The organism is Pseudomonas sp. CCI4.2, from assembly GCF_034350045.1.
Lineage (GTDB): Bacteria > Pseudomonadota > Gammaproteobacteria > Pseudomonadales > Pseudomonadaceae > Aquipseudomonas.
The window spans coordinates 2,337,198-2,359,536 of sequence record NZ_CP133781.1 but is presented as its reverse complement, the minus strand read 5'-3'; the positions used below and the strand labels follow the sequence as shown (position 1 = coordinate 2,359,536).

Genomic DNA, 22,339 nt, shown 5'->3' with positions numbered 1-22,339 from the left:
AGGCTCAGGTTATTTCGCGGCCACTTCCTGCATCACACGCACCATACGTTGCGGCGCTGGGATAGAGATATCCGCTGCTTTCAGAAGGTCCCGCGCTTCGATGTTGAAATACGAAACGACACCGCCATAATCCCCGGTCTTAGTCCACGCCCGTAACGACAAGGTGATCGCGTTCTCACCCAGCGCAGAGACCACCGCTTCTGGCGCAGGGTCGAGCAGAACACGGGGGTCTTGCGCCATGTCCAACAGCACTTGCAGCGCGTGCTTGAGGTCAGCATCGTGCTCCACGCCAATCTCGAATACGACCTTGCGAGTAGGCTGACGATTGGTGTTGGTGATGATCCCGTTCGACAAAATGCCGTTGGGCACGATGACCGTTTTGTTGTCGCCGGTGCGCAATACCGTGTGGAAGATTTGGATGTTATCGACCGTACCGCTGATGTTTTGGGCTTCGATCCAGTCGCCAATGCGGAACGGACGGAACAGCAGGATCAGGACCCCACCAGCGAAATTCGCCAGACTGCCCTGCAATGCCAAACCAATCGCCAGACCGGCGGCACCGATCACCGCAACGAAGGACGTGGTTTCGATACCGATCATCGACGCAACGCTGACGATCAGTAAAATCTTCAGGATGATATTCGCCAGGCTGCTGATAAAACCCTGCAACGCCAGGTCAGCTTTACGTAATGCCAGCAGGCTCCCCACCTTGCGGGTCACCATGTTAATCAGCCACCAGCCGATGCCCAGTGTCACCAGCGCCAACAAAAAGCGACTGCCATACTGCAAGAGCATTGGCAGCGAAGCCTCGGACACCTTAACCAGATGATTGACCTGATTATCCAAATCCATTTATTTCTCCTCAGTCGCGGAAATTATTGAATTGCAGGGGCATGCCGAAATCCTGACCGCGCAGCACTGCCATGGCTTCTTGCAAGTCATCACGTTTCTTGCCCGTGACACGCACTTGCTCACCTTGGATTGCAGCCTGGACTTTTAATTTTGCCTCTTTGATGTGCGCGACGATTTTTTTCGCGAGTTCTTTATCAATGCCTTCTTTGAGCACTGCTTCTTGCTTCATCAATTTGCCTGAAGCGAAAGCGTCCTTCACCTCAAGGCACTTCGCATCGATCTTGCGTTTGAGCAGGCACAGCTTGAGAATTTCGATCATCGCTTCCAGCTGAAAGTCCGCTTCAGCGGTCAGATTGACCGTTAACTCCTTGAATTCGAACGTACCTTTGCCTTTGAGATCGTACCGACGATCCAGCTCTTTAATGGCATTATCGACGGCATTAGTGACTTCGTGTTTGTCGAGTTCGGACACTACGTCGAACGAGGGCATGTAATCTCTCCAGATAAATGGCGCGGCTCGGGATGTGGAACGAGCACGCCTGACTTGACGGTATGAATGCGCGGTCATTATAACGAGACTTTTCCTCATCACGCTGCGAGCCTGCCATGTCGAATTTCGATTCTGTCGCGTCACCGGCTCCCATGCCATGTTCAGTAAACAGCTAATGGCCAGCCAATGGCATGTTCTGGGCGCTGGCAGTCTTGGCAGCCTGTGGGCCACCCGTTTGGCACGCGCGGGATTGCCGGTTCGGCTTATCCTGCGCGACCCAGCGCGGTTGGCTGACTATCAGACTGCAGGCGGTTTGACGCTGGTGGAGCAAGGCCATAGCCAGTTTTTCGCGATCCCGGCGCAAACCGTTGAGGCAACAGAACCGATTGAGCGTCTATTGGTGGCGTGCAAAGCGTACGACGCTGAAGCTGCGGTTGCGCGTCTGGCACCACGACTGACTGCGAATGCCGAGTTGATCCTGTTGCAGAACGGTCTTGGCAGTCAGGATGACGTGGCCTTGAAGGTGCCCCGAGCGCGCTGCATCTCTGCGTCGAGTACCGAAGGCGCATTCCGCGACGGTGATTGGCGCGTGGTATTCGCGGGTCACGGTTACACCTGGCTGGGCGATGTCAGCGACCCGACGCCCCCACGTTGGCTGGATGAACTACAGGCCAGCGGTATCCCTCATCAGTGGACCCCCGACATTCTTACGCGCCTCTGGCGCAAGTTGGCGTTGAACTGCGCGATCAACCCGCTAACGGTTCTTCACGACTGCCAGAACGGCGGCTTACAGGCGCACACCTGCGAAGTGGCGACCTTGTGCGCTGAACTGACCGACTTGCTGCACTGCTGCGGCCAACCCGCCGCTGCGATCGACCTGCACAGTGAAGTGGAACGGGTGATCCAGGCGACGGCCGCCAACTATTCATCGATGTACCAGGACGTCGCCCACGGCCGGCGCACGGAAATCAGCTATTTGCTGGGGCACGCCTGTGCTGTGGCGGCACGTCACCACTGCCCGATGCCGCACATGAACCAATTGCAGGCGCGCCTGATCAACTTTTTGCAATCCCGAGGCTTGCCTATTTTGTAGCCAACTTGTTGGCGAGGGCGGCCTGACAGACCGTGTGTACCTTTCGCCAACCAGTTGGCTCCAGTGGGCGCGGATCTGGCCGTCTGCGTGATCAGATTGCCCGGCGAGCGATCTGCGCGTTACCCTGCGGGTTCTTTCAATCGCGTGTGATTTTGCCCGATGCCATTGCGCCAACGCCTAGAAAATCTACCAGTCGGCCAGAAGCTTCTGGCAGCGCTGTTAGTCTTGCTGACGACTGTGTTGTTGGTCGCCAACCTGACCTTCATCAGCGCCGCCTATTACATTTCGCAGGAAAGCATGGCGCCCCAAGCTTTGCAGACCATCGGTCGACTGATCAATAACCCCAACCTCGCCGCCCAAGCCTTAAGCTCGGCCGATAATGGCTTGGCGCTACTCAAAGAGCTAAAAAACTACAGCCCTCTGCGGGCGGCGGCGCTGTACGACGGCAATGGCGACCGACTGGCTCAGTTGCAACAGGGCGACAAACTCAAATTGCCCGAGCGCTTCAAAGGCGTGGAAGCCTGGCGTCTCACCGAGTTTCGCAATACGCAGCTCATCTCGATTCCCAAACCCGGCCAAGAACCCGGGCATTTGTTGCTGGTGGCCAGCAGCGAATTACCCACTGCGTTTTACACCGGCACCTTTACCGCCAGCGCCGGCATTCTGGTGTTCAGCGTATTGCTCTGGCTGGTGATTGCACGGCAGATTCGGCGGCTGATCACCGAGCCAATTTATCAACTTGAAGAACTGTCTCGGCAGGTCACCCGTGAAGAGGACTACGCGCTACGGGCCCAGCCAGGTAACAACGACGAGATTGGTAGCCTGGCGGAAGCGTTCAACACCATGCTCTCGCGCATCGAAGCCCGAGAACAGCAGCTTAAACGGGCACGCGATGACTCACAGGATGCCTATGCCCAAGCCCAAGGACTGGCGGAAGAAACCCGGCATTCGAATCGCAAACTTGAACTCGAAGTTCAGGTGCGCAGCAAGATCGAGAAAAAACTCACCGGTTTTCAGAACTACCTGAACAGCATCATCGATTCCATGCCGTCCGCGTTGATTGCGCTGGATGAGCAGCTGTATGTCACCCAATGGAACCAAGAGGCCAGCGCGCTCTCCGGCACGCCGCTGGACGAAGCGCTGAATCAACCGATCTTTCTTGCGTTCCCTCCCATGAAAGCGTTTTTGCCGAAGATCAAACACACGGTCGAACGGCACATCGTCACCAAGATCGAGCGCGTCACCTGGGTCAAAGACGATGTTGCGCACCATTACGCACTGACCTTCTACCCCTTGACCGGGGGCGCCGGCCGAGGCGTGGTGATCCGTATAGACGACATCACTCAGCGTTTGTCACTCGAAGACATGATGGTGCAGTCGGAAAAAATGCTCTCTGTCGGCGGATTGGCGGCCGGCATGGCCCATGAGATCAATAACCCTTTGGGCGCGATCCTGCATAACGTACAGAACATTCGCCGGCGCCTGTCGCCAGAGTTGCCAAAAAACGTCGAACAAGCAGAGCAGGCCGGAATCAAACTGGAATCCGTCAATCACTACCTGCTCAGCCGTGAAGTGCCGCAGTTGCTCGACGGCATTCAACAGGCCGGCGCCCGCGCGGCGAAAATCGTCAGCCATATGCTTAACTTCAGTCGGCTCAGTAATCGGAAAATGGCGCCCTGCGACTTGCCGGCTCTGATTGATCAGGCCGTTGAAATTGCCAGCAACGACTTTGATCTGACCATCGGTTTTGATTTCAAGGGCCAGGCGATTACCCGTCAGTTCGATCCGAATCTAGGTCCTGTGCCAGGCACGGCAAACGAGCTGGAACAGGTGCTCCTGAATTTGCTGAAAAACGCGGCTCAGGCGATCCATCAGCGGGTAGACGACAGTGAGCCGGGGCGCATTGTTCTGCGCACTCGGCTCAACCCGCCGTGGGCGGAAATCCAGGTCGAAGACAACGGCATCGGTATGCCGGAAAACGTGCGCAAACGAACCTTCGAGCCGTTTTTCACCACCAAGGAAATCGGCCAAGGCACGGGGCTCGGGTTGTCGGTGTCGTACTTCATTATTACCAGCAACCACAAAGGCCAGATGGAAGTGCATTCAACCCCCGGCCAAGGCACCTGCTTCACGCTGCGCCTGCCATTGGCGGGCAGCACAGTCAACGCCTTGGAACAGAACCTTTCGGAGTTATAAGCATGGGCTTTCGCCTTTCAAAAATCTACACACGCACTGGCGACACAGGCGAGACCGGCTTGGGTGACGGACGTCGTGTGCCCAAAGACCACCCGCGAATCGAAGCCATTGGTGAAGTGGATACGCTGAACAGCCAGGTGGGCGTGTTACTCGCCGGACTGGCCGACGCCGTGGCGAGCTGCCCCGGTTTGGCCGAAGTAATTGAGGTATTAACGCCGTGTCAGCACCGCCTGTTCGACTTGGGTGGTGAGCTGGCGATGCCGGTTTATCAGGCGCTGAATAACGCTGAGATAGCGCGGTTGGAAACGACTATCGATCTGTGGAATGAGGAGTTGGGCCCGCTGGAGAATTTTATCTTGCCGGGCGGTTCGGCACTGATTGCCCAAGCCCACGTCTGCCGAAGCATCGCGCGCAGTGCGGAGCGCCGCTGCCAACACCTGAATGCCATTGAACCGCTCACTGGCGTTGGTTTGGCTTACATCAATCGGTTGTCGGACTTGTTGTTTGTCGCGGCGCGGTTGATTGCTAAGCGTCAGGGGATTGCCGAGATATTGTGGCAGGCGGCGCCGAAGCCTTGATGCCCAATATCTGTAGGAGCCAACGTGTTGGCGAGACGTAATAGCCTCGCCAACACGTTGGCTCCTACCGATTAAAACTCAGGCCAAAACGCCCGAATCCCCGCTACGCCTTGTGCGCCACTTTCCCACGCACGTTGACGGTCATCACCACCCACACCGCCAAGCAAGAACACCGGTTTACTGAAACCCGCGATCAACTGCGTCGCCGGCTCCCAACCTAATGGCAAAGCGTCTGGATGCGTCTGAGTCGGTTCCACCGGCGACAACGTGACAAAATCCACACCCGTCTGTTCAGCCAGTGCCAACTCCTCAGCGTTGTGGCAAGAGGCGGCCAACCAGCGCTCTTTCGGGAAAGGACGGCCATTAACTGCCAGCTTTCGCAGTTGCGCCGCCGTCAGGTGCCAGCCGGCTGCTGGAAAGTCACCCAGCCACTCCAACGGGCCCTTGAGCATCAATTGCGCCTTACCCGCACACAAACCCACGGCATCCACCGCCAAATCACGGTATTGCGGGTTATAGCCATTGGGCGCACGCAGTTGCACTAGCTTGATGCCCCCGGCGATCGCCTTCTGCAAGCCGCGCAGCAATTCAGGCGTGTCCAACCCCTCCGGGGTGATCAAGTAGCGATCCGGTAGACGCGCGGCGGCGACGATGGGTTGATTGGCGGCGGGAAAATCATAGTCAGCCAATTCTCGCGCAGACACCCACGCCAACGGCTGGCCTTCCACGCCATGAGGCTCCCCGCTGAATGCGGACACTTCCCAAACGTCCAGCAACACCTGTTTGTCCGGGTAATCGTGCTGGATTTTGATCAACGGGCGAGCGGCAACAACGACGATGCCCAATTCTTCCTGAAGCTCACGAGACAACGCCGCTTCCACCGTTTCATCGGCTTCAACTTTACCGCCCGGAAACTCCCATAAACCGCCTTGGTGCTGAGTACCGGCACGTCGTGCGATCAGGATCTTGCCGTCGTTACCACGGATGACCGCAGCCGCTACATGAATTCGTTTCACCGAACCACTTCCTCTAAACCTGCTTTCTGCCAGCGCTGAAAAGCGGGCCACTGATAAATCGTTTCCACGTACGCCTCAGCCTTGGCAGGCAGGGGCACACGGTTGGTCCGCAAGCGCACCGCCACTGGGGCGAAAAATGCATCAGCCAAACTGACTCGGCCAAACAGATACGGCCCGCTTTCAGCGGCTGCCGCATGGCATTCAGCCCACAACGCAACAACACGGTCGATGTCCGCCTGCACTTCAGCCGGAGTAACTTCCAGGGCTTGATCGCGACGCAAGTCGAACCCCATGTGCGAACGCAAGTGGGTGAAACCGCTGTGCATCTGCGCACAAGCCGAACGCGCTTGTGCGCGTGGCGCAATTTCCTGCGGCCAAAGATGGGCCTCGGGAAAACGCTCAGCCAGGTACTCAACGATAGCCAGGGAATCGGAGATGGTGCCGTGCTCGGTCTTCAGCAGTGGGACTTTGCCCGTTGGCCCGTGCGCCAGGCACTTTTGCAGCGTGTCGGGCTGATTCAGCAACACCATTTGTTCAGTGAACACAGCCCCCGCCATGTCCAGCGCCAACCAAGGACGCAAAGACCAGGAGGAAAAGCGTTTATCGCCAATAATCAGGTGCAGGCTCATGTACGGTACTCCGCGTTGATTTTCACGTACTCATGGGATAAATCGGTGGTCCAGATGGTTTCCTGGCAATCACCACGGCCCAGCTCGATGCGGATAGTAATTTCAGCTTCAGCCATAACCGCCGAACCTTGCTCTTCAGTGTACGTCGTTGCGCGGCAGCCTTTGCTGGCAATGCAGACCGTACCGAGAAATACGTCGATTTTGCTGACGTCCAGGTCCGGTACGCCGGCGCGGCCGACAGCAGCCAAAATGCGACCCCAGTTAGGATCGGAAGCGAACAGCGCCGTTTTGATCAGCGGCGAATGGGCCACGGCGTAACCAACATCCAGACATTCTTGATGATTACCACCGCCGTTGACTTCGACCGTCACGAACTTGGTTGCGCCCTCGCCGTCGCGCACGATGGCTTGAGCCACTTCCATGCACACCTCGAACACGGCCTGCTTGAGCGTGGCAAACAATGGGCCTTTGGCCTCAGTGATTTGCGGCAGCGCAGCTTTACCAGTGGCGATCAGCATGCAGCAGTCGTTGGTTGACGTATCGCCATCAATGGTGATGCGGTTGAACGACTTGTTGGCGCCATCACGCAGCAGGTCCTGCAATACGCTCTGTGCAACGTTGGCGTCAGTGGCGATGTAGCCCAGCATGGTCGCCATGTTCGGACGAATCATGCCTGCGCCTTTGCTGATGCCGGTGACCGTTATGGTCACACCATCGTGTTCGAATTGGCGGCTGGCGCCTTTGGGCAGAGTGTCAGTGGTCATGATCCCGGTGGCGGCAGCCGCCCAGTTATCCACAGACAGGTCATCAAGGGCGGCTTGTAGCGCACTCTCTATTTTCTCTACCGGCAACGGCTCTCCAATAACACCGGTGGAGTAAGGCAGCACAGCGTCGGCATCAACGCCGGCCAGCTCAGCCAGCTTGGCGCAGGTCCGCACCGCCGCCAAATAGCCAGGCTCGCCAGTGCCCGCATTGGCGTTGCCGGTGTTGGTCAGCAAATAACGCACGGGGCCTTCAAAGCGCTGTTTGGCCAGGATCACTGGCGCGGCACAGAACGCGTTCAGGGTAAACACGCCAGCGACACGGGAACCCTCAGCGCAACGCATGACCACGACGTCTTTGCGTCCGGGGCGTTTGATACCCGCAGAAGCGATACCCAGCTCAAAACCAGCAACCGGGTGCAATGTCGGCAAAGGACCAAGACCAACAGCCATTAAGTGCTCCTTTTGAAAGTATCTGCGCCGCCCACATCGGTACGGCTCAATCGATTGAAAAACGCCGCGACGGCTAAGCCGGTCGCGGCGCGAATGTTTCACATAACTAGCGCCGGGCTGAACTTAGTCGATCTTGCCGTGGCAGTGTTTGAACTTCTTGCCTGAACCACAGAAACACAGCTCGTTGCGGCCCTGTTTTTGATCATTGCGAACCGGCTGATCATTGCGAACCGGCACTGCGGCGACGGCAACATCTTCGCCTTCTTCCATCAGTACCTGTGGTGCGTCAAGGCCCGGGGCGTCAGCATGTTCGAACTGCATGCGCTGAGCCTGCTCCTCGGCGTCCTGACGCAAACGGGCTTCTTCTTCTACCGGGTCTTCGCGGCGAACCTGGACGTGTGACAGCACACGAATGGTGTCGCGCTTGATCGAGTCGAGCAGTTCCTGGAACAGGGTGAAGGATTCGCGCTTGTATTCCTGCTTCGGGTTCTTCTGCGCATAGCCGCGCAAGTGGATACCGTGACGCAGGTGGTCCATGGTCGACAGGTGGTCTTTCCACAGGTCGTCGAGGACACGCAGCAGAATCTGCTTCTCGAACGTACGCAGCGCGTCGGCGCTGGCTTGCTCTTCTTTTTCGTTGTACGCCGCCAGCAGCTCTTGCAGCAGCTTCTCGCGCAGGGTTTCTTCGTACAGGTGGTCGTCTTCGTCAAGCCACTGCTGGATCGGCAACTGCACACCAAAATCGGTATTCAGCGCAGCTTCCAGGCCCGCTACGTCCCACTGCTCTGGCAGCGATTGCGGCGGAATGTGCTGGCTAACCAGGCTGTTAAGCACGTCCAGACGGAAGTCGGCAATGGTGTCACCAATGTTGGTCGCAGCCAGCAGGCTGTTACGCATGTGGTAGATCACTTTACGTTGTTCGTTGGAGACGTCATCGAACTCGAGCAGTTGCTTGCGAATATCGAAGTTACGGCCTTCAACCTTGCGCTGTGCCTTCTCGATCGCATTAGTCACCATGCGGTGTTCGATCGCTTCGCCAGATTGCATACCCAGCGCTTTCATGAAGTTCTTTACCCGATCAGAGGCAAAGATGCGCATCAAGCTATCTTCCAGCGACAGGTAGAAACGACTGGAACCGGTATCGCCCTGACGGCCGGCACGACCACGCAGTTGGTTATCGATACGGCGTGATTCGTGACGCTCGGACGCAATAACGTGCAAGCCGCCCGCTTCGATCACTTGCTGATGGCGTTTCTGCCAGTCCGCTTTGATCTGCGCGATTTGCTCAGGGGTAGGCTCTTCCAGAGCAGCAACTTCCACTTCCCAGTTGCCGCCCAGCAGGATGTCAGTACCACGACCTGCCATGTTGGTGGCGATGGTGAGGGCACCGGGACGACCGGCCTGGGCAATAATTTCGGCTTCTTTTTCGTGGTACTTGGCGTTCAGCACCTTGTGTTCGATGCCTTCCTTGATGAGCAGATTGGACATGTGCTCGGAAGTTTCGATGGTCGCCGTGCCCACGAGGACAGGACGGCCTTGGGTCATGCTTTCTTTGATGTCAGTCACAATAGCGGCGTACTTTTCATCGGCCGTCAGGTAGACGAGATCGTTGAAGTCTTTACGCGCCAAAGGCTTGTTCGGCGGAATAACCGTTACGGACAAACCGTAGATCTGATGGAACTCAAACGCCTCGGTGTCGGCCGTACCCGTCATGCCGGACAGCTTGTTATACAGGCGGAAATAGTTCTGGAACGTGGTCGACGCCAGAGTCTGACTTTCGGCCTGAATGTTCAGCACTTCCTTCGCTTCGATGGCCTGGTGCAGGCCTTCGGACAATCGACGACCCGGCATGGTACGACCAGTGTGTTCATCGACCAGCAAGATCTGGCCGTCCTGAACGATGTACTCGACGTTGCGATGGAACAGCTTGTGCGCCCGCAGACCGGCATACACGTGGGTCAACAGGCCCAGGTTGTGTGCAGAGTAGAGACTTTCGCCAACCGCCAGCAGACCCACTTCAGTCAACATTTCTTCGATGAACTGGTGACCGGCTTCGTTCAACTCGACCTGACGGGTTTTCTCGTCAACGGTGAAGTGCCCGGCCTTGGTGACGACGCCTTCCACTTCTTCGATGTGCTGTTCCAGTCTCGGGATCAGCTTGTTGATTTCGGTGTACAGCTTGGAGCTGTCCTCGGCCTGACCGGAAATGATCAGCGGCGTACGCGCTTCGTCGATCAGGATCGAGTCGACTTCGTCGATTACGGAGAAGTTAAGCTCGCGCTGGAACTTGTCTTCCATGCTGAAAGCCATATTGTCGCGCAGGTAATCGAAACCGAATTCGTTGTTCGTGCCGTAGGTGATGTCCGACGCATAGGCTGCGCGTTTTTCTTCTGGCGGCTGGAAAGGCGTGACGACGCCCACGGTCAAACCGAGAAACTCGTACAGCGGACGCATCCAGTTGGCATCTCGACGAGCCAAATAGTCGTTCACGGTAACAACGTGCACACCTTTGCCGGACAGCGCGTTGAGGTAAACCGCCAAGGTCGCGACTAAAGTCTTACCTTCACCCGTGCGCATTTCGGCGATCATGCCGTCATGCAGGGTAATGCCGCCAATCAACTGAACATCAAAGTGACGCATACCCATGACGCGCTTGCCGGCTTCGCGAGCAACCGCAAAAGCTTCAGGCAGCAGGGTGTCGAGGGTCTCACCTTTGGCTAAGCGGGCCTTGAACTCTTCGGTCTTGGCTCGCAGTTGCTCGTCCGAAAGGGCCACCATTTGCTCTTCGAAGGCATTGACGAACTGAACCGTCTTGAGCATGCGTTTAACTTCGCGCTCGTTCTTGCTTCCAAAAAGTTTCTTTAACAAAGGCGCAAACATATCGACAGGATCTTCCACACATAGGGATGGAGGGCGGCCCCGTGAGTCGCCCGTGCAGCCCTCATGGCCGCATGCGAACGAGTATTCTACCCGGAAACGGTGGTGAGGAAAGTGGCGTTATTCCACGATGCTGGCACAGCGCTGTAACGGGGCTGTTTTTACAATAGGGTCGTTTTATCAAACTTCAACCCAACGGCAGTTGAAGCTCGCTATTAAACCGTCACCGGAGCCCGAGCAAAATCCTATCTCGCTGAGCCGGAGAGGCACTTTCTGCTAATATGGCGGCTGTGTAACTCAAGGTGTCTACCATGGCATTTCGCCCCCTTACAGCCCGGGCACCCGCTGTCTTGCTCCGCGAAGCAAAACCGCTCAAAGCCATATTCCACCACGCTCAGCGCTTGGGTCATCTGCAACGCCTGCTCGAAAGTCAGTTACAACCCGCTGCACGCGAACATTGCCACGTGGCGTCTTGGCGTGAAGGCAGCCTGCTGTTGATCGTGACCGACGGGCACTGGGCGACGCGCTTGCGCTACCAACAAAAACGCCTGCAACGACAACTGGTCGCTTTTGAAGAGTTCGCCAATCTCACGCGTATTTTATTCAAAGTACAGCCGCCTACCGTGCAACAGGGGGCAGTTGGTCATACGATGAGTCTGTCGGTTGTAGCCGCTGAAAGTATTCAAGCGACTGCGGAGGGGATAAGCGATCCGAAGTTACGGGCCGCACTGGAGCGGTTGGCGAGTCATGGGAAGCCGAAGATCGAGTAAACCTGAAGCGCTGTATGAGCTAACTTGTTAGCGAGACGGCGTGTCAGGCAGACCGGGGCAAGCCTCTCGCCAACAAGTTATCGCCTACAAAGGATTGAGTCCGCCAATTCACAAGCATAAAAAAGGCCACCCGAAGGCAGCCCTAAAACTAGAAAAGAGAGTACTAAATTACACGGCCGCAACAGGACGCATGTAAGAGATCGGTGCGGCGCTGGCATCATCGAAGGTCACCACTTCCCAGGCGTCTGTCTGCGCGATTAAGGCGCGGAGCAGGACGTTGTTCAGTGCGTGCCCGGACTTGAAGCCTCGGAACTCGCCTATCAGACTATTACCCAGCAGGTAAAGATCGCCAATTGCATCCAGAATTTTGTGTTTGACGAATTCGTCCTCATACCGCAGGCCATCTTCGTTCAGCACGCCGTCCTTATCGACCACGATGGCATTTTCAACGCTACCGCCGAGTGCGAGGTTGTGCTTGCGCAGGTACTCGATGTCACTCATGAACCCAAAGGTACGTGCGCGACTGACTTCTTTGACGAAAGAAGTGCTGGAAAAATCCACGGTTGCACTTTGAGTACGGTTGCGGAAAACCGGGTGATCGAAATCGATCTCGAAACTCACCTTAAAGCCTTCGAAAGGCAGGAAAGTAGCGCGCTTACCGCCCTCCTCCACTGTCACTTCTTTGAGGATTCGGATGAATTTCTTGGCTGCGTCCTGTTCTTCCAGGCCGGCAGATTGAATCAGGAATACGAAGGGTCCTGCGCTACCGTCCATGATCGGAACTTCGGAGGCGGAGAGTTCAACGTAGGCGTTATCGATGCCCAGGCCAGCCATGGCCGAAAGCAAGTGCTCTACTGTGTCCACCTTGGTGTCCCCGCTGACCAATGTGGTCGACAGGGTGGTGTCACCGACGTTTTCCGCACGGGCAGCAATCTGCACCATAGGGGTGAGGTCGGCACGGCAGAACACGATGCCGGTATTCACGGGTGCGGGCTTGAGGGTCAGGTAAACCTTCTCCCCGGAGTGCAGCCCTACACCTGTGGCACGGATAATATTTTTCAGGGTGCGTTGTTTAATCATGGCATTGGCCGCTTCAGCGCAAGTTGCGAACTGGTATCAACAAAGGCTGGCGATAATAGCAGACCAGACCTTTGCTGAACACCAATCACCCTAATACCCCTGATACATTTCATTAATCAGCCTGACGACGCAGGAAAGCCGGGATGTCCAGGTAATCCAAATCATCGTGAGAGTTCGTCTTGGCGGACGCTTGGGCACCGGCATGTGCCTGATTGCGCATCACGGTCGGGCGGTCCAGATCGCGGTAGTTCACGGACGGCATTTCCTGACGAGCAGAAGGGTGTGCCGAAGCGTGCTGCGAAGGCTGAAGGGTGTTGTCGATGACCTTCACAGGCTTCTCGATTTTTGCACCCAGACCTGTAGCCACCACCGTCACGTGCAACTCGTCACGCATGTCCGGATCGATAACCGTACCGACCTTGACCATGGCGTGCTCGGAAGCGAACGCTTCGATGATGCTACCCACGTCCGAATACTCACCCAGAGACAGGTCAGGACCGGCAGTGATGTTCACCAGAATACCGCGAGCGCCTTGCAGGTTGACGTCTTCAAGCAGCGGGTTACGGATAGCTGCTTCAGTCGCTTCACGTGCACGGTTAGGACCGCTGGCGCAGCCAGTGCCCATCATCGCCATACCCATTTCGCTCATCACGGTGCGCACGTCGGCAAAGTCGACGTTGATCATGCCCGGACGCTTGATGATGTCGGAGATACCGCGAACGGCACCGGCTAGTACATCGTCTGCCTTGGCGAAGGCGGACAGCAAGCTGGCGTCTTTACCGAGGATGGTCAGCAGCTTCTCGTTAGGAATGGTGATCAACGAGTCGACGCTTTCCGAGAGCAGACGAATGCCTTCATCGGCGATCTGCATACGCTTGCGGCCTTCGAACGGGAACGGACGCGTTACAACAGCAACGGTCAGAATGCCCATTTCCTTGGCCACTTCGGCGATGATTGGTGCCGCACCGGTACCGGTACCGCCACCCATGCCGGTGGTGATGAACACCATGTTCGTGCCTTGCAGCACTTCAGCAATACGCTCACGGTCTTCAAGTGCAGCCTGACGACCTACTTCAGGATTGGCACCCGCACCCAAGCCTTTGGTCACACCAGTGCCCAATTGCAGGATGGTACGTGCGCCGATGCTTTTCAGCGCTTGCGCGTCAGTGTTGGCGCAGATGAATTCCACGCCTTCGATGTTGCTCTTAACCATATGGTTAACAGCATTACCACCACCACCACCAACACCGATAACTTTGATTACCGGGCTTTGCGGGACATTGTCTACGAGTTCGAACATTTTCCCTCTCCTTTCATTTTCTCTAGTTTTTTGCCTACACGCCTACCACTACCGCTTTGAATCTTAGAAATTGCCCTGCACCCAACGCTTTAGGCGCTCAAGCACAGGAGCTTTAGGTTCATCGCTGTTATAGCCACTGTTACTGCTACTGATGCCGGACAAGGAGATGCCGTCGGATTGCTTTTGCAGCCCGTACAGCAATAGCCCCACACCTGTGGAATAAATCGGGTTACGCACGACATCGGCGAGCCCTTTGACGCTGTGCGGCACGCCGAGGCGCACCGGCATGTGGAAGATTTCTTCGGCCAATTCAATGGCGCCTTCCATCTTCGAGGTACCACCGGTCAGGACGATGCCGGCCGGGATCAAATCTTCGTAACCGCTGCGGCGCAACTCAGCCTGAATCAGGGTGAACAGTTCGTCGTAACGTGGCTCGACCACTTCGGCCAACGCCTGACGCGACAGCTCGCGCGGTGGACGATCGCCCACGCTCGGGACTTTGATGGTTTCACCGGCACCGGCCAGTTTGGCCAAGGCGCAGGCGTAGCGAATCTTGATTTCTTCGGCGTATTGAGTCGGAGTACGCAACGCCATGGCGATGTCGTTGGTGACTTGGTCGCCCGCTATCGGGATCACCGCGGTGTGGCGAATCGCACCCTCAGTGAAGATCGCGATGTCAGTGGTGCCACCGCCGATATCGACCAGGCAAACACCCAGCTCTTTCTCGTCATCGGTCAGAACTGAATACGCAGATGCCAGCTGTTCAAGAATGATGTCGTCGATTTCCAGACCACAACGGCGCACACACTTTTCAATGTTTTGCGCAGCGTTGACAGCGCAGGTCACCACGTGAACCTTGGCTTCCAGACGCACGCCCGACATACCCAAAGGCTCACGCACGCCTTCCTGATTGTCGATGACGTAGTCCTGCGGCAACGTGTGAAGCACCCGCTGATCCGCCGGAATAGCAACGGCCTGCGCGGCATCGAGCACGCGCTCAAGGTCGGCCATGCTGACTTCGCGATCACGAATCGCAACGATGCCGTGGGAGTTCAGGCTGCGGATATGGTTGCCCGCCACCCCGACGAAAGCCGAGTGGATACGGCAGCCCGCCATCAACTGAGCTTCCTCAATCGCGCGCTGGATCGACTGCACGGTGGACTCGATATTCACCACCACGCCCTTCTTCAGGCCGCGGGAAGGATGCGTGCCGATGCCGACGATTTCCAGGGTCCCATCGGCCCCGACTTCGCCCACCAGTGCTACAACCTTGGAGGTGCCGATATCCAAACCGACGATCATTTTCCCGCTTTGCACGTTTGCCATTGTCCTGCCTCTTATCAATTCTTCGCGACGGCGGGTTTGTCCGTCGAAGGCGCTGCCTGCTCACGCCATCCAACGGCCAGGCCGTTGGAATAACGCAGGTCGATGCGCGCGATATTCGTGATCTGTTCTTTGAGCGTTTTTTCGTAAATCGCGATGAAGCGGCGCATTTTTTCCACCAAATGATCGCGGCCCAACAACAACTCGATACCTGGACCTGAACTGCCCGCTCCGGTGGTCAAAAACCAGCTGCCGCGTTCGCGTAACTCCAGGCGCACGATGGAGAAGCCCAAAGGCCGCAACATCTGACTCAGCACCTGGTACTGCTGCATGACCTGTTGCTGGGCACGCTGCGGACCAAACAACTGCGGTAAATGCTCATAATTGGCCAGCTCGCGCGGGGCAAATGCCTGGCCTTGGTTGTTCAGCAGAGCCTCATCACCCCAGCGTGCCACGGGCAGCTGCTCTTCTAGACGAATCACCACTTGGTCCGGCCAGACGCGCCGAACTTCGGCGTGAGCAATCCACGGCATTTGCTCCAGCTCGGTACGCATCCCCGCCAAGTCGATGGTGAAAAAACTCGCGGCCACGAACGGCGCGATACGCTGCTGCACAGCTTGTTGGCTGATGTAGCTCAAGTCGCCCTGCACGTTGATCTTAGTGATCGGGCGGTCGGCGTACGGCAGCAGCCGCGTGGCCGCTTCATACGTGCCGAAACCGAGAACGACCAACATCACAGGCCAGAACAGGTGTTTGATGAATCCGAAATTGGCTTTTGGCAGGCGCGACGACAGCGGCTCTTTAGCCACCATTCGACTGGCACCACGCGGCACCGGCTTGCGGCCGGGAACGGGTTGCTGATGACGTAGCATCGCGCCTTGCATGGGATTAACCTCGCGCCTCGAGACTGTCGGCCAGAATCGCCAATACCAACTGTTTAAAATCCAGGCCAGCAGCACGCGCGGCCATTGGGACCAGGCTGTGATCGGTCATGCCTGGCACCGTGTTCACTTCCAACAGCCAAAACTTGCCGTCGGCGTCTTGCATCACATCCGCCCGCGCCCAACCCACGATGCCAACGGCCTCGCATGCACGCGCAGTGAGATCTTTAAGCTCTTGTTCTTTAGCGTCATCAAGCCCGCAAGGAATCCGATACTGGGTATCGGAAGCCAGGTACTTGGCGTCGTAGTCGTAGAACGTGTGAGGAGTGCCGAGACCGATGGGCGGTAATATCTGGTCACGCAGCGTGGCGATGGTGAACTCTGGACCTTGAATCCATTGTTCAACCAACACTTGCGAATCGTAGGTACTGGCGGCTTTCCATGCGGCGATTAATTCGTCGACGCTGGTCACCTTCGCCATACCGATACTGGAACCTTCATGGGCCGGTTTGACGATCAAAGGGAAGCCCAGTTCCCCGGCTGCAGAAATACAATCAGCCTCAGAACTCAGCACCGCATGACGAGGGGTCGGCAAGCCCAGGCTTTGCCACACTTGTTTAGTCCGCAGCTTGTCCATGGCCAGTGCCGAAGCCAATACGCCGCTGCCGGTGTAAGGAATTTCCAGGCACTCAAGCAGGCCTTGCATGCTGCCGTCTTCGCCGCCTCGTCCGTGCAGAACGATGAACGCACGGTCGATTTTTTCGTTGACCAAATGCTGCAAGAAATCGTCGCCGACGTCGATGCCGAACGCGTCGACACCGCCCGCTTGCAAGGCTTCAAGCACCGCTTGACCGGATTTCAGCGACACTGCCCGCTCAGCGCTTTTACCGCCAAACAGCACCGCGACGCGGCCGAACACGGTCGGATCTACGGTGGACATCAGCGAGGTGTTCATGGTCAGTGTCGTCATTTCAATTTCCCCTCGGTCGGGGCGACGATTGCGCCGGCGAACAACGGGCTTTTCAGCAGTTGCGGCGCGAGACCGCCAATGTCACCGGCGCCTTGGCACAGCAGGATGTCACCAGCACGCAGCAGTGGTTTGACCAACGGGGCCAGCTCAACGCCGCGCTCAATGTAGATTGGGTCCAACAAGCCGCGCTGACGAATGCTGTGTGCCAAGTGGCGACTGTCTGCGCCGGGAATAGGCTCTTCTCCAGCGGGGTAGACTTCCATCAACAACAGCACGTTGGCCTCGGTCAGTACCTGCACGAAGTCATCGTAAAGATCACGGGTGCGACTGAACCGGTGGGGCTGGTAAACCATCACCAACCGACGATCCGGCCAACCACCCCGTACAGCATTGATCACCGCCGCAACTTCACGCGGGTGGTGACCATAGTCATCGACCAGCATCACGTTGCCGCCTTCTACCGGCAGTTCACCGTAAATCTGGAAGCGTCGACCGACGCCCTGGAAGCCGGACAACCCCTGCACGATGGCTTCGTCAGAAACGCCTTCATCGGTAGAAATCGCGATGGTCGCCAGGGAATTAAGAACGTTGTGATTGCCCGGCATATTCACTGAAACATCCAGCGGTTCACGGTCGCGGCGCAGCACGGTGAAGAAGGTTTGCATGCCGTCTTGACGCACGTTGATTGCACGCACGTCGGCTTCTTCGCTGAAGCCATAGGTCATGGTCGGGCGCTTGATCAGCGGTAGAATTTCACGCACCACAGGGTCATCGATGCAGACCACGGCCAAGCCGTAAAACGGCAGGTTATGCAGAAACTCAACGAAGGTTTTCTTCAGTTTATTGAAGTCGCCTTCATAGGTTTCCATGTGGTCAGCGTCGATGTTGGTGACCACAGCCACCAACGGCTGCAAGTGCAAGAAGCTGGCATCGCTTTCATCGGCTTCGGCAATCAGATAACGGCTGGTACCCAGTTGCGCGTTAGTGCCCGCAGCATTCAACCGGCCGCCGATCACGAACGTCGGGTCCAGGCCACCAGCCGCAAACACTGAAGCGATCAAGCTGGTGGTGGTGGTTTTGCCGTGGGTGCCGGCCACTGCAATGCCGTGACGGTAACGCATCAATTCGGCGAGCATTTCCGCACGCGGCACCACTGGAATACGACGCTCGACGGCGCTGGCGACTTCCGGATTGGAGGTGTTCACTGCACTGGAAACCACCAACACATCTGCGTTCGCGGTGTTCTCGGCGCGATGGCCGATAAAGATATGCGCCCCGAACGATTCGAGACGCTCAGTCACCGGGGAAGCTTTCAGGTCAGAGCCCGAGACTTCATAACCGAGGTTGAGCAACACTTCGGCAATCCCGCACATGCCCACACCGCCAATACCGACGAAGTGGATACGCCGGATGCGGCGCATTTCCGGTTGCGGCATCGCGCGTTTACTTTCAACCATGGGCCACCTCCAGGCACACGTCGACCACGGTGCGGGTTGCGTCAGGTTTGGCTAGGCAGCGTGCGGTGCGGGCCATGTTGTTCAGTTGTTCGGGTTGCATCAAAACCTCTTTCAGGCGTGCGGCCATTTCGGCTACGCCAGTTGTCGCTTGAGGCATGACGAAGGCAGCGCCTTCGCGGGCCAAATAATCAGCGTTACGGGACTGGTGATCGTCGATTGCGTGAGGCAATGGCACCAACAGTGACGGCAGACCGGCTGCCGCCAGTTCACTGACGGTCAGCGCGCCTGCGCGACAGACCACTAGGTCGGCCCAGCCATAGGCTTGGGCCATGTCTTTGATGAACGGCGCCACCTGCGCCTCGACACCGGCAGTCCGATAGCGCTCTGCGGTAATTTGGTCGTGATTCTTGCCCGCCTGATGAAACACTTCAGGACGCACTTCAACCGGTAACAACGCCAACGCTTCAGGCAGCAATTTGTTCAGCGGTTCGGCGCCGAGGCTGCCACCCAGAATCAGCAAGCGCGCTTTACGCCCTGCCAATACCTGACGCGGAGTTTCGAGAAACAACTCGCTGCGCACTGGGTTGCCGGTGGTGCGGCGTTTGGCCGACTTGGAAAAAGTATCCGGGAAGGCTTCGCACACGCGGCTGGCAAACGGCACCAGAGTCCGGTTAGCGGTACCTGCAATCGCGTTTTGCTCATGGATAATCAATGGAATGCCGGCCAGTTTTGCCGCCAGTCCACCGGGGCCGGTGACATAGCCGCCCAGTCCCAGCACGCAAACTGGCTGCAACTGACGAACAATTTTCCGCGCTTGCATCAACGCTTTGAACAACACAAACGGCGCTTTCAACAGAGCAAGAACGCCCTTGCCGCGCAAGCCGGTCATGTTGATCAGGTGCAATGGCAAGCCGGCCTGTGGCACCAGCTCATTCTCGATACCGCGTGGCGTGCCCAACCAGTGAACACTGTAACCGCGGGCTTTGAATTCTTGCGCGCAGGCCAACGCCGGGAACACATGCCCGCCGGTACCGCCCGCCATGATCAGCACGTTAGCGCCCATCATTGGACTCCTCTGCGAAGTCGCTTTCATTGAATTCCGTTTCTTCACTGCCGGTATTGGTCCGCGATTCCCACTCGATACGCAGCAATAAGCCAAGGCTTGCGCAACAAATCACCAACGAACTGCCGCCGTAACTCAGGAATGGCAATGTCAGGCCTTTGGTGGGCAGCAGCCCGACGTTAACCCCGATATTGATCAAGAACTGGCCAATCCAGAGGAAGGCCAAACCATAGGCGACATACGCGCCAAAATATTGCTTGGCCCTTTCTGCCCACAAGCCGATGTACATCGCCCGGATGCTGACGAAGACGAACAGCGCCACGGTGAGCAGCGAACCCACCACGCCCAGCTCTTCAGCGAGCACGGCGAACACAAAGTCAGTGTGCGCTTCAGGCAAGTAGAACTGCTTCTGGACGCTGTTGCCCAGACCGACGCCAAACCATTCGCCACGGCCAAAGGCAATCAGGGCCTGGGTCAATTGATAGCCAGAACCAAACTGATCGGACCAGGGGTCGGTGAAGGTAATCAAACGCGCCATACGATATGGCTGTGCTTGAACCAGCACGAACACCGCGCCTACTGCCAAGACCACCATCAAGGAGAATCGGAACAAACCAACGCCGCCCAAAAACAGCATGGCCGCCGCAGCGCCCATCATAACGACGGTGGCGCCGAAGTCCGGTTCCATCAGCAGCAGGCCGGCCATGGGCAGCAAAACAATGAACGGCTTAAAGAAGCCCATCCAGCTTTCGCGAACTTCTTGCTGCTGGCGAACCAGATACCCGCCAAGGAAGATCACGACAAAGACTTTGGCGATCTCGGAAGGTTGAACGTTGAACATGCCAAAACCGATCCAACGCATTGAACCGTTGACCTCGCGGCCCAACCCCGGCACCAACACAATCACCAACAAACCGAACGCGCCGATCAGCATCAGCCAGCCCAGCCGTTGCCAGGTTGATACCGGAATCATCATGGTCGCGGCGCAGGCACCCAGGCCGATGACCAGATAAATCAAGTGTCGAATCATCATGTAAAGCGGGTTGCCGGACTGCACTGCGGCCACTTCAGATGAAGCAGAGGTGATCATGACCAACCCCAAGCCCAACAGCGCCAGGCAACCCGCGAGCATCGGAAAGTCGACATCGATGCCACGGCCGCTGATCAGCGGGGATGGATAAGGCCGAATGATGCCAAGGATCATGACAAGGCCTCCACTGAGCGAGCGAACAGGCGGCCACGTTCTTCGTAATTCTTGAACATATCCAGGCTTGCACAGGCGGGCGACAACAACACGGCGTCCCCGTCCTGAGCGATTTCAGCAGCTCGCAGCACGGCTTCTTCCAGTGTTTTGACGCGTATTAATGGAACCGCTTCGCCCAGCGCTTGCGCGACGAGTTCTGCATCGCGGCCCAGCAACACCACCGCGCGGCAATGAGCGGCGACCGGCGCGCGCAGGGCTGAGAAGTCAGCGCCTTTACCGTCGCCACCAGCGATCAACACCAACTTGCCGCTGATGTCGGCGCCCAAGCCTTCGATAGCCGCCAGCGCAGCACCGACGTTGGTGGCTTTGGAGTCATCGTAATAGCTGACACCGTCGCGCTCGCGCAGCCATTGGCAGCGGTGCGTCAGGCCAGTGAAAGCGCGCAGACTGTCCAACATGGCGTCGAATGGCAAACCGACCGCGTGACCCAGCGCCAACGCTGCCAGCGCATTGGACTGGTTGTGGGCACCGCGAACCTTCAGCTCGCGAACCGGCATCAGGGTGTCGAATTGGAAGGCGAGGTATTTTTCGCCACTCTCTTCGCGCAGACCGAAGCCGTGGAAATCAGGAGTGTTCAAGCCGAAGGTCCAGCACGGCAGACCCTCGCCGATCAGCGGCCGCGACAGCGCGTCCTGCCTGTTGACCACCACTTGCCGCGCGCCCCGGAAAATTCGGTGTTTGGCCAAGTGATAGGCCGGCAAACCGCTGTAGCGGTCCATATGGTCTTCGCTGACGTTAAGCACCGTCGCCACTTCAGCGCCGAGTTGATCGGTGGTTTCAAGCTGGAAGCTGGAGAGTTCAAGCACGTACAACTCGACAGAATCGTCCAACAGGTCCAGCGCTGGAGTGCCCAGGTTGCCGCCGACCGCGACACGCTTGCCTGCGGCCAAGGCCATGTCACCCACCATGGTGGTCACGGTGCTTTTCGCGTTCGAACCGCTAATAGCAACGATGGGCGCCTTCGCATTACGTGCGAACAACTCGATGTCACCCGACAACTTCACGCCACGGGCCGCCGCTTGTTGCAGCGCCGGGGTGGCCAGTGCCAGACCTGGGCTCACGTACAACTCATCGGCGCGGCACAGAAACTCCACGTCCAGTTCGCCACAACGCACTTCCACCTGCGGGTATTGCTCGCGCAATGTCGCCAGTTCAGGTGGATTTTCCCGCGTGTCTGCCACAGCAAACGACACGCCCCGGCTCGCCAGGAAGCGAACCAGCGACATGCCGCTCTTGCCGAGGCCGACAACGATGCGGAAGTGGTCAGAAGCGATCAAAGACACTCG

Annotated in this window: 19 protein-coding genes; 4 read left to right on the top strand and 15 right to left on the bottom strand. The window is 57.4% G+C overall.

Annotation, left to right across the window (positions count from 1 at the left end; translation table 11 throughout):
* Nucleotides 1-9: 9 nt before the first annotated feature.
* A complete protein-coding gene (locus tag RHM65_RS10715; protein ID WP_322166008.1) occupies nucleotides 10-852 on the bottom strand; it encodes a mechanosensitive ion channel family protein in 843 nt (280 codons plus the stop codon).
* Nucleotides 853-862: 10 nt separating this feature from the next.
* A complete protein-coding gene (locus tag RHM65_RS10710; protein ID WP_322166009.1) occupies nucleotides 863-1,342 on the bottom strand; it encodes a YajQ family cyclic di-GMP-binding protein in 480 nt (159 codons plus the stop codon).
* 175 nt (nucleotides 1,343-1,517) lie between these two features.
* Between RHM65_RS10710 and RHM65_RS10705 the strand changes: the two genes are divergently transcribed.
* The 3 genes from RHM65_RS10705 (at nucleotide 1,518) to RHM65_RS10695 (ending at nucleotide 5,209) form a co-directional block, all read left to right on the top strand.
* Nucleotides 1,518-2,435 carry a putative 2-dehydropantoate 2-reductase gene (locus tag RHM65_RS10705; RefSeq protein WP_322171110.1) on the top strand — a complete coding sequence of 306 codons (918 nt, stop codon included), beginning with the start codon at nucleotides 1,518-1,520 and terminating at the stop codon, nucleotides 2,433-2,435.
* A gap of 159 nt (nucleotides 2,436-2,594) precedes the next feature.
* Nucleotides 2,595-4,631, top strand: a complete 2,037-nt coding sequence (locus tag RHM65_RS10700) for an ATP-binding protein (protein WP_322166010.1) — start codon at nucleotides 2,595-2,597, stop codon at nucleotides 4,629-4,631.
* Nucleotides 4,632-4,633: 2 nt separating this feature from the next.
* Nucleotides 4,634-5,209 (top strand): cob(I)yrinic acid a,c-diamide adenosyltransferase, encoded by a 576-nt coding sequence (locus RHM65_RS10695; protein WP_322166011.1) that lies wholly within the window; start codon nucleotides 4,634-4,636, stop codon nucleotides 5,207-5,209.
* A gap of 71 nt (nucleotides 5,210-5,280) precedes the next feature.
* Here the strand turns inward: RHM65_RS10695 and RHM65_RS10690 are convergent, their stop codons facing one another.
* From RHM65_RS10690 to secA, 4 genes are all read right to left on the bottom strand, one after another.
* On the bottom strand, nucleotides 5,281-6,225 hold the full coding sequence (locus tag RHM65_RS10690; protein ID WP_322184940.1) for a Nudix family hydrolase: 945 nt from the start codon (nucleotides 6,223-6,225) through the stop codon (nucleotides 5,281-5,283).
* The gene (locus tag RHM65_RS10685) at nucleotides 6,222-6,854 is read right to left on the bottom strand and encodes a glutathione S-transferase family protein (RefSeq protein WP_322166013.1); all 633 of its coding nucleotides are present in this window, start codon (nucleotides 6,852-6,854) and stop codon (nucleotides 6,222-6,224) included. The genes RHM65_RS10690 and RHM65_RS10685 overlap by 4 nt, the downstream gene beginning before the upstream one ends.
* On the bottom strand, nucleotides 6,851-8,068 hold the full coding sequence (gene argJ / locus RHM65_RS10680) for a bifunctional glutamate N-acetyltransferase/amino-acid acetyltransferase ArgJ (protein WP_322166014.1): 1,218 nt from the start codon (nucleotides 8,066-8,068) through the stop codon (nucleotides 6,851-6,853). The genes RHM65_RS10685 and argJ overlap by 4 nt, the downstream gene beginning before the upstream one ends.
* A 123-nt stretch (nucleotides 8,069-8,191) precedes the next feature.
* On the bottom strand, nucleotides 8,192-10,948 hold the full coding sequence (gene secA, locus RHM65_RS10675) for a preprotein translocase subunit SecA (RefSeq protein WP_322166015.1): 2,757 nt from the start codon (nucleotides 10,946-10,948) through the stop codon (nucleotides 8,192-8,194).
* Between the two features lie 308 nt (nucleotides 10,949-11,256).
* Between secA and RHM65_RS10670 the strand changes: the two genes are divergently transcribed.
* Nucleotides 11,257-11,715, top strand: a complete 459-nt coding sequence (locus tag RHM65_RS10670; RefSeq protein ID WP_322166016.1) for a DUF721 domain-containing protein — start codon at nucleotides 11,257-11,259, stop codon at nucleotides 11,713-11,715.
* A 168-nt stretch (nucleotides 11,716-11,883) separates the two neighbouring features.
* Here the strand turns inward: RHM65_RS10670 and lpxC are convergent, their stop codons facing one another.
* The 9 genes from lpxC to murD all read right to left on the bottom strand — a co-directional run bounded on the left by lpxC (nucleotide 11,884) and on the right by murD (nucleotide 22,336).
* On the bottom strand, nucleotides 11,884-12,795 hold the full coding sequence (lpxC, locus tag RHM65_RS10665; RefSeq protein ID WP_322166017.1) for a UDP-3-O-acyl-N-acetylglucosamine deacetylase: 912 nt from the start codon (nucleotides 12,793-12,795) through the stop codon (nucleotides 11,884-11,886).
* Between the two features lie 112 nt (nucleotides 12,796-12,907).
* Nucleotides 12,908-14,095, bottom strand: a complete 1,188-nt coding sequence (gene ftsZ, locus RHM65_RS10660) for a cell division protein FtsZ (RefSeq protein ID WP_322166018.1) — start codon at nucleotides 14,093-14,095, stop codon at nucleotides 12,908-12,910.
* A gap of 63 nt (nucleotides 14,096-14,158) precedes the next feature.
* Entirely contained in the window at nucleotides 14,159-15,421 is a 1,263-nt protein-coding gene (gene ftsA / locus RHM65_RS10655; protein WP_322166019.1) for a cell division protein FtsA, read from the bottom strand.
* 14 nt (nucleotides 15,422-15,435) lie between these two features.
* Nucleotides 15,436-16,302, bottom strand: coding sequence for a cell division protein FtsQ/DivIB (locus RHM65_RS10650; protein WP_322166020.1), 867 nt, complete (start codon nucleotides 16,300-16,302; stop codon nucleotides 15,436-15,438).
* 4 nt (nucleotides 16,303-16,306) lie between these two features.
* Nucleotides 16,307-17,254 carry a D-alanine--D-alanine ligase gene (locus tag RHM65_RS10645; RefSeq protein WP_416195106.1) on the bottom strand — a complete coding sequence of 316 codons (948 nt, stop codon included), beginning with the start codon at nucleotides 17,252-17,254 and terminating at the stop codon, nucleotides 16,307-16,309.
* 11 nt (nucleotides 17,255-17,265) lie between these two features.
* Nucleotides 17,266-18,726 (bottom strand): UDP-N-acetylmuramate--L-alanine ligase, encoded by a 1,461-nt coding sequence (gene murC / locus RHM65_RS10640; protein ID WP_322166022.1) that lies wholly within the window; start codon nucleotides 18,724-18,726, stop codon nucleotides 17,266-17,268.
* On the bottom strand, nucleotides 18,719-19,789 hold the full coding sequence (murG, locus tag RHM65_RS10635; protein WP_322171112.1) for an undecaprenyldiphospho-muramoylpentapeptide beta-N-acetylglucosaminyltransferase: 1,071 nt from the start codon (nucleotides 19,787-19,789) through the stop codon (nucleotides 18,719-18,721). Before murG ends, murC begins: the two co-directional genes overlap by 8 nt.
* Nucleotides 19,779-20,990: a putative lipid II flippase FtsW gene (ftsW, locus tag RHM65_RS10630; protein WP_322171115.1), complete on the bottom strand. Its 1,212-nt coding sequence runs from the start codon at nucleotides 20,988-20,990 to the stop codon at nucleotides 19,779-19,781. The genes murG and ftsW overlap by 11 nt, the downstream gene beginning before the upstream one ends.
* Nucleotides 20,990-22,336, bottom strand: a complete 1,347-nt coding sequence (gene murD / locus RHM65_RS10625) for a UDP-N-acetylmuramoyl-L-alanine--D-glutamate ligase (protein WP_322166023.1) — start codon at nucleotides 22,334-22,336, stop codon at nucleotides 20,990-20,992. Before murD ends, ftsW begins: the two co-directional genes overlap by 1 nt.
* Nucleotides 22,337-22,339: the final 3 nt, after the last annotated feature.

What these genes read in the sequence shown, in the direction of transcription:
- lpxC (WP_322166017.1), bottom strand. Translation starts at nt 12,795, where the DNA reads ATGATTAAACAACGCACCCTGAAAAATATTATCCGTGCCACAGGTGTA.
- RHM65_RS10710 (WP_322166009.1), bottom strand. Translation starts at nt 1,342, where the DNA reads ATGCCCTCGTTCGACGTAGTGTCCGAACTCGACAAACACGAAGTCACT.
- ftsA (WP_322166019.1), bottom strand. Translation starts at nt 15,421, where the DNA reads ATGGCAAACGTGCAAAGCGGGAAAATGATCGTCGGTTTGGATATCGGC.
- murG (WP_322171112.1), bottom strand. Translation starts at nt 19,789, where the DNA reads ATGGGCGCTAACGTGCTGATCATGGCGGGCGGTACCGGCGGGCATGTG.
- RHM65_RS10670 (WP_322166016.1), top strand. Translation starts at nt 11,257, where the DNA reads ATGGCATTTCGCCCCCTTACAGCCCGGGCACCCGCTGTCTTGCTCCGC.
- RHM65_RS10700 (WP_322166010.1), top strand. Translation starts at nt 2,595, where the DNA reads ATGCCATTGCGCCAACGCCTAGAAAATCTACCAGTCGGCCAGAAGCTT.
- RHM65_RS10695 (WP_322166011.1), top strand. Translation starts at nt 4,634, where the DNA reads ATGGGCTTTCGCCTTTCAAAAATCTACACACGCACTGGCGACACAGGC.
- RHM65_RS10650 (WP_322166020.1), bottom strand. Translation starts at nt 16,302, where the DNA reads ATGCAAGGCGCGATGCTACGTCATCAGCAACCCGTTCCCGGCCGCAAG.
- ftsZ (WP_322166018.1), bottom strand. Translation starts at nt 14,095, where the DNA reads ATGTTCGAACTCGTAGACAATGTCCCGCAAAGCCCGGTAATCAAAGTT.
- secA (WP_322166015.1), bottom strand. Translation starts at nt 10,948, where the DNA reads ATGTTTGCGCCTTTGTTAAAGAAACTTTTTGGAAGCAAGAACGAGCGC.
- RHM65_RS10715 (WP_322166008.1), bottom strand. Translation starts at nt 852, where the DNA reads ATGGATTTGGATAATCAGGTCAATCATCTGGTTAAGGTGTCCGAGGCT.
- argJ (WP_322166014.1), bottom strand. Translation starts at nt 8,068, where the DNA reads ATGGCTGTTGGTCTTGGTCCTTTGCCGACATTGCACCCGGTTGCTGGT.
- murC (WP_322166022.1), bottom strand. Translation starts at nt 18,726, where the DNA reads ATGGTTGAAAGTAAACGCGCGATGCCGCAACCGGAAATGCGCCGCATC.
- RHM65_RS10705 (WP_322171110.1), top strand. Translation starts at nt 1,518, where the DNA reads ATGGCCAGCCAATGGCATGTTCTGGGCGCTGGCAGTCTTGGCAGCCTG.
- RHM65_RS10685 (WP_322166013.1), bottom strand. Translation starts at nt 6,854, where the DNA reads ATGAGCCTGCACCTGATTATTGGCGATAAACGCTTTTCCTCCTGGTCT.
- RHM65_RS10645 (WP_416195106.1), bottom strand. Translation starts at nt 17,254, where the DNA reads ATGAACACCTCGCTGATGTCCACCGTAGATCCGACCGTGTTCGGCCGC.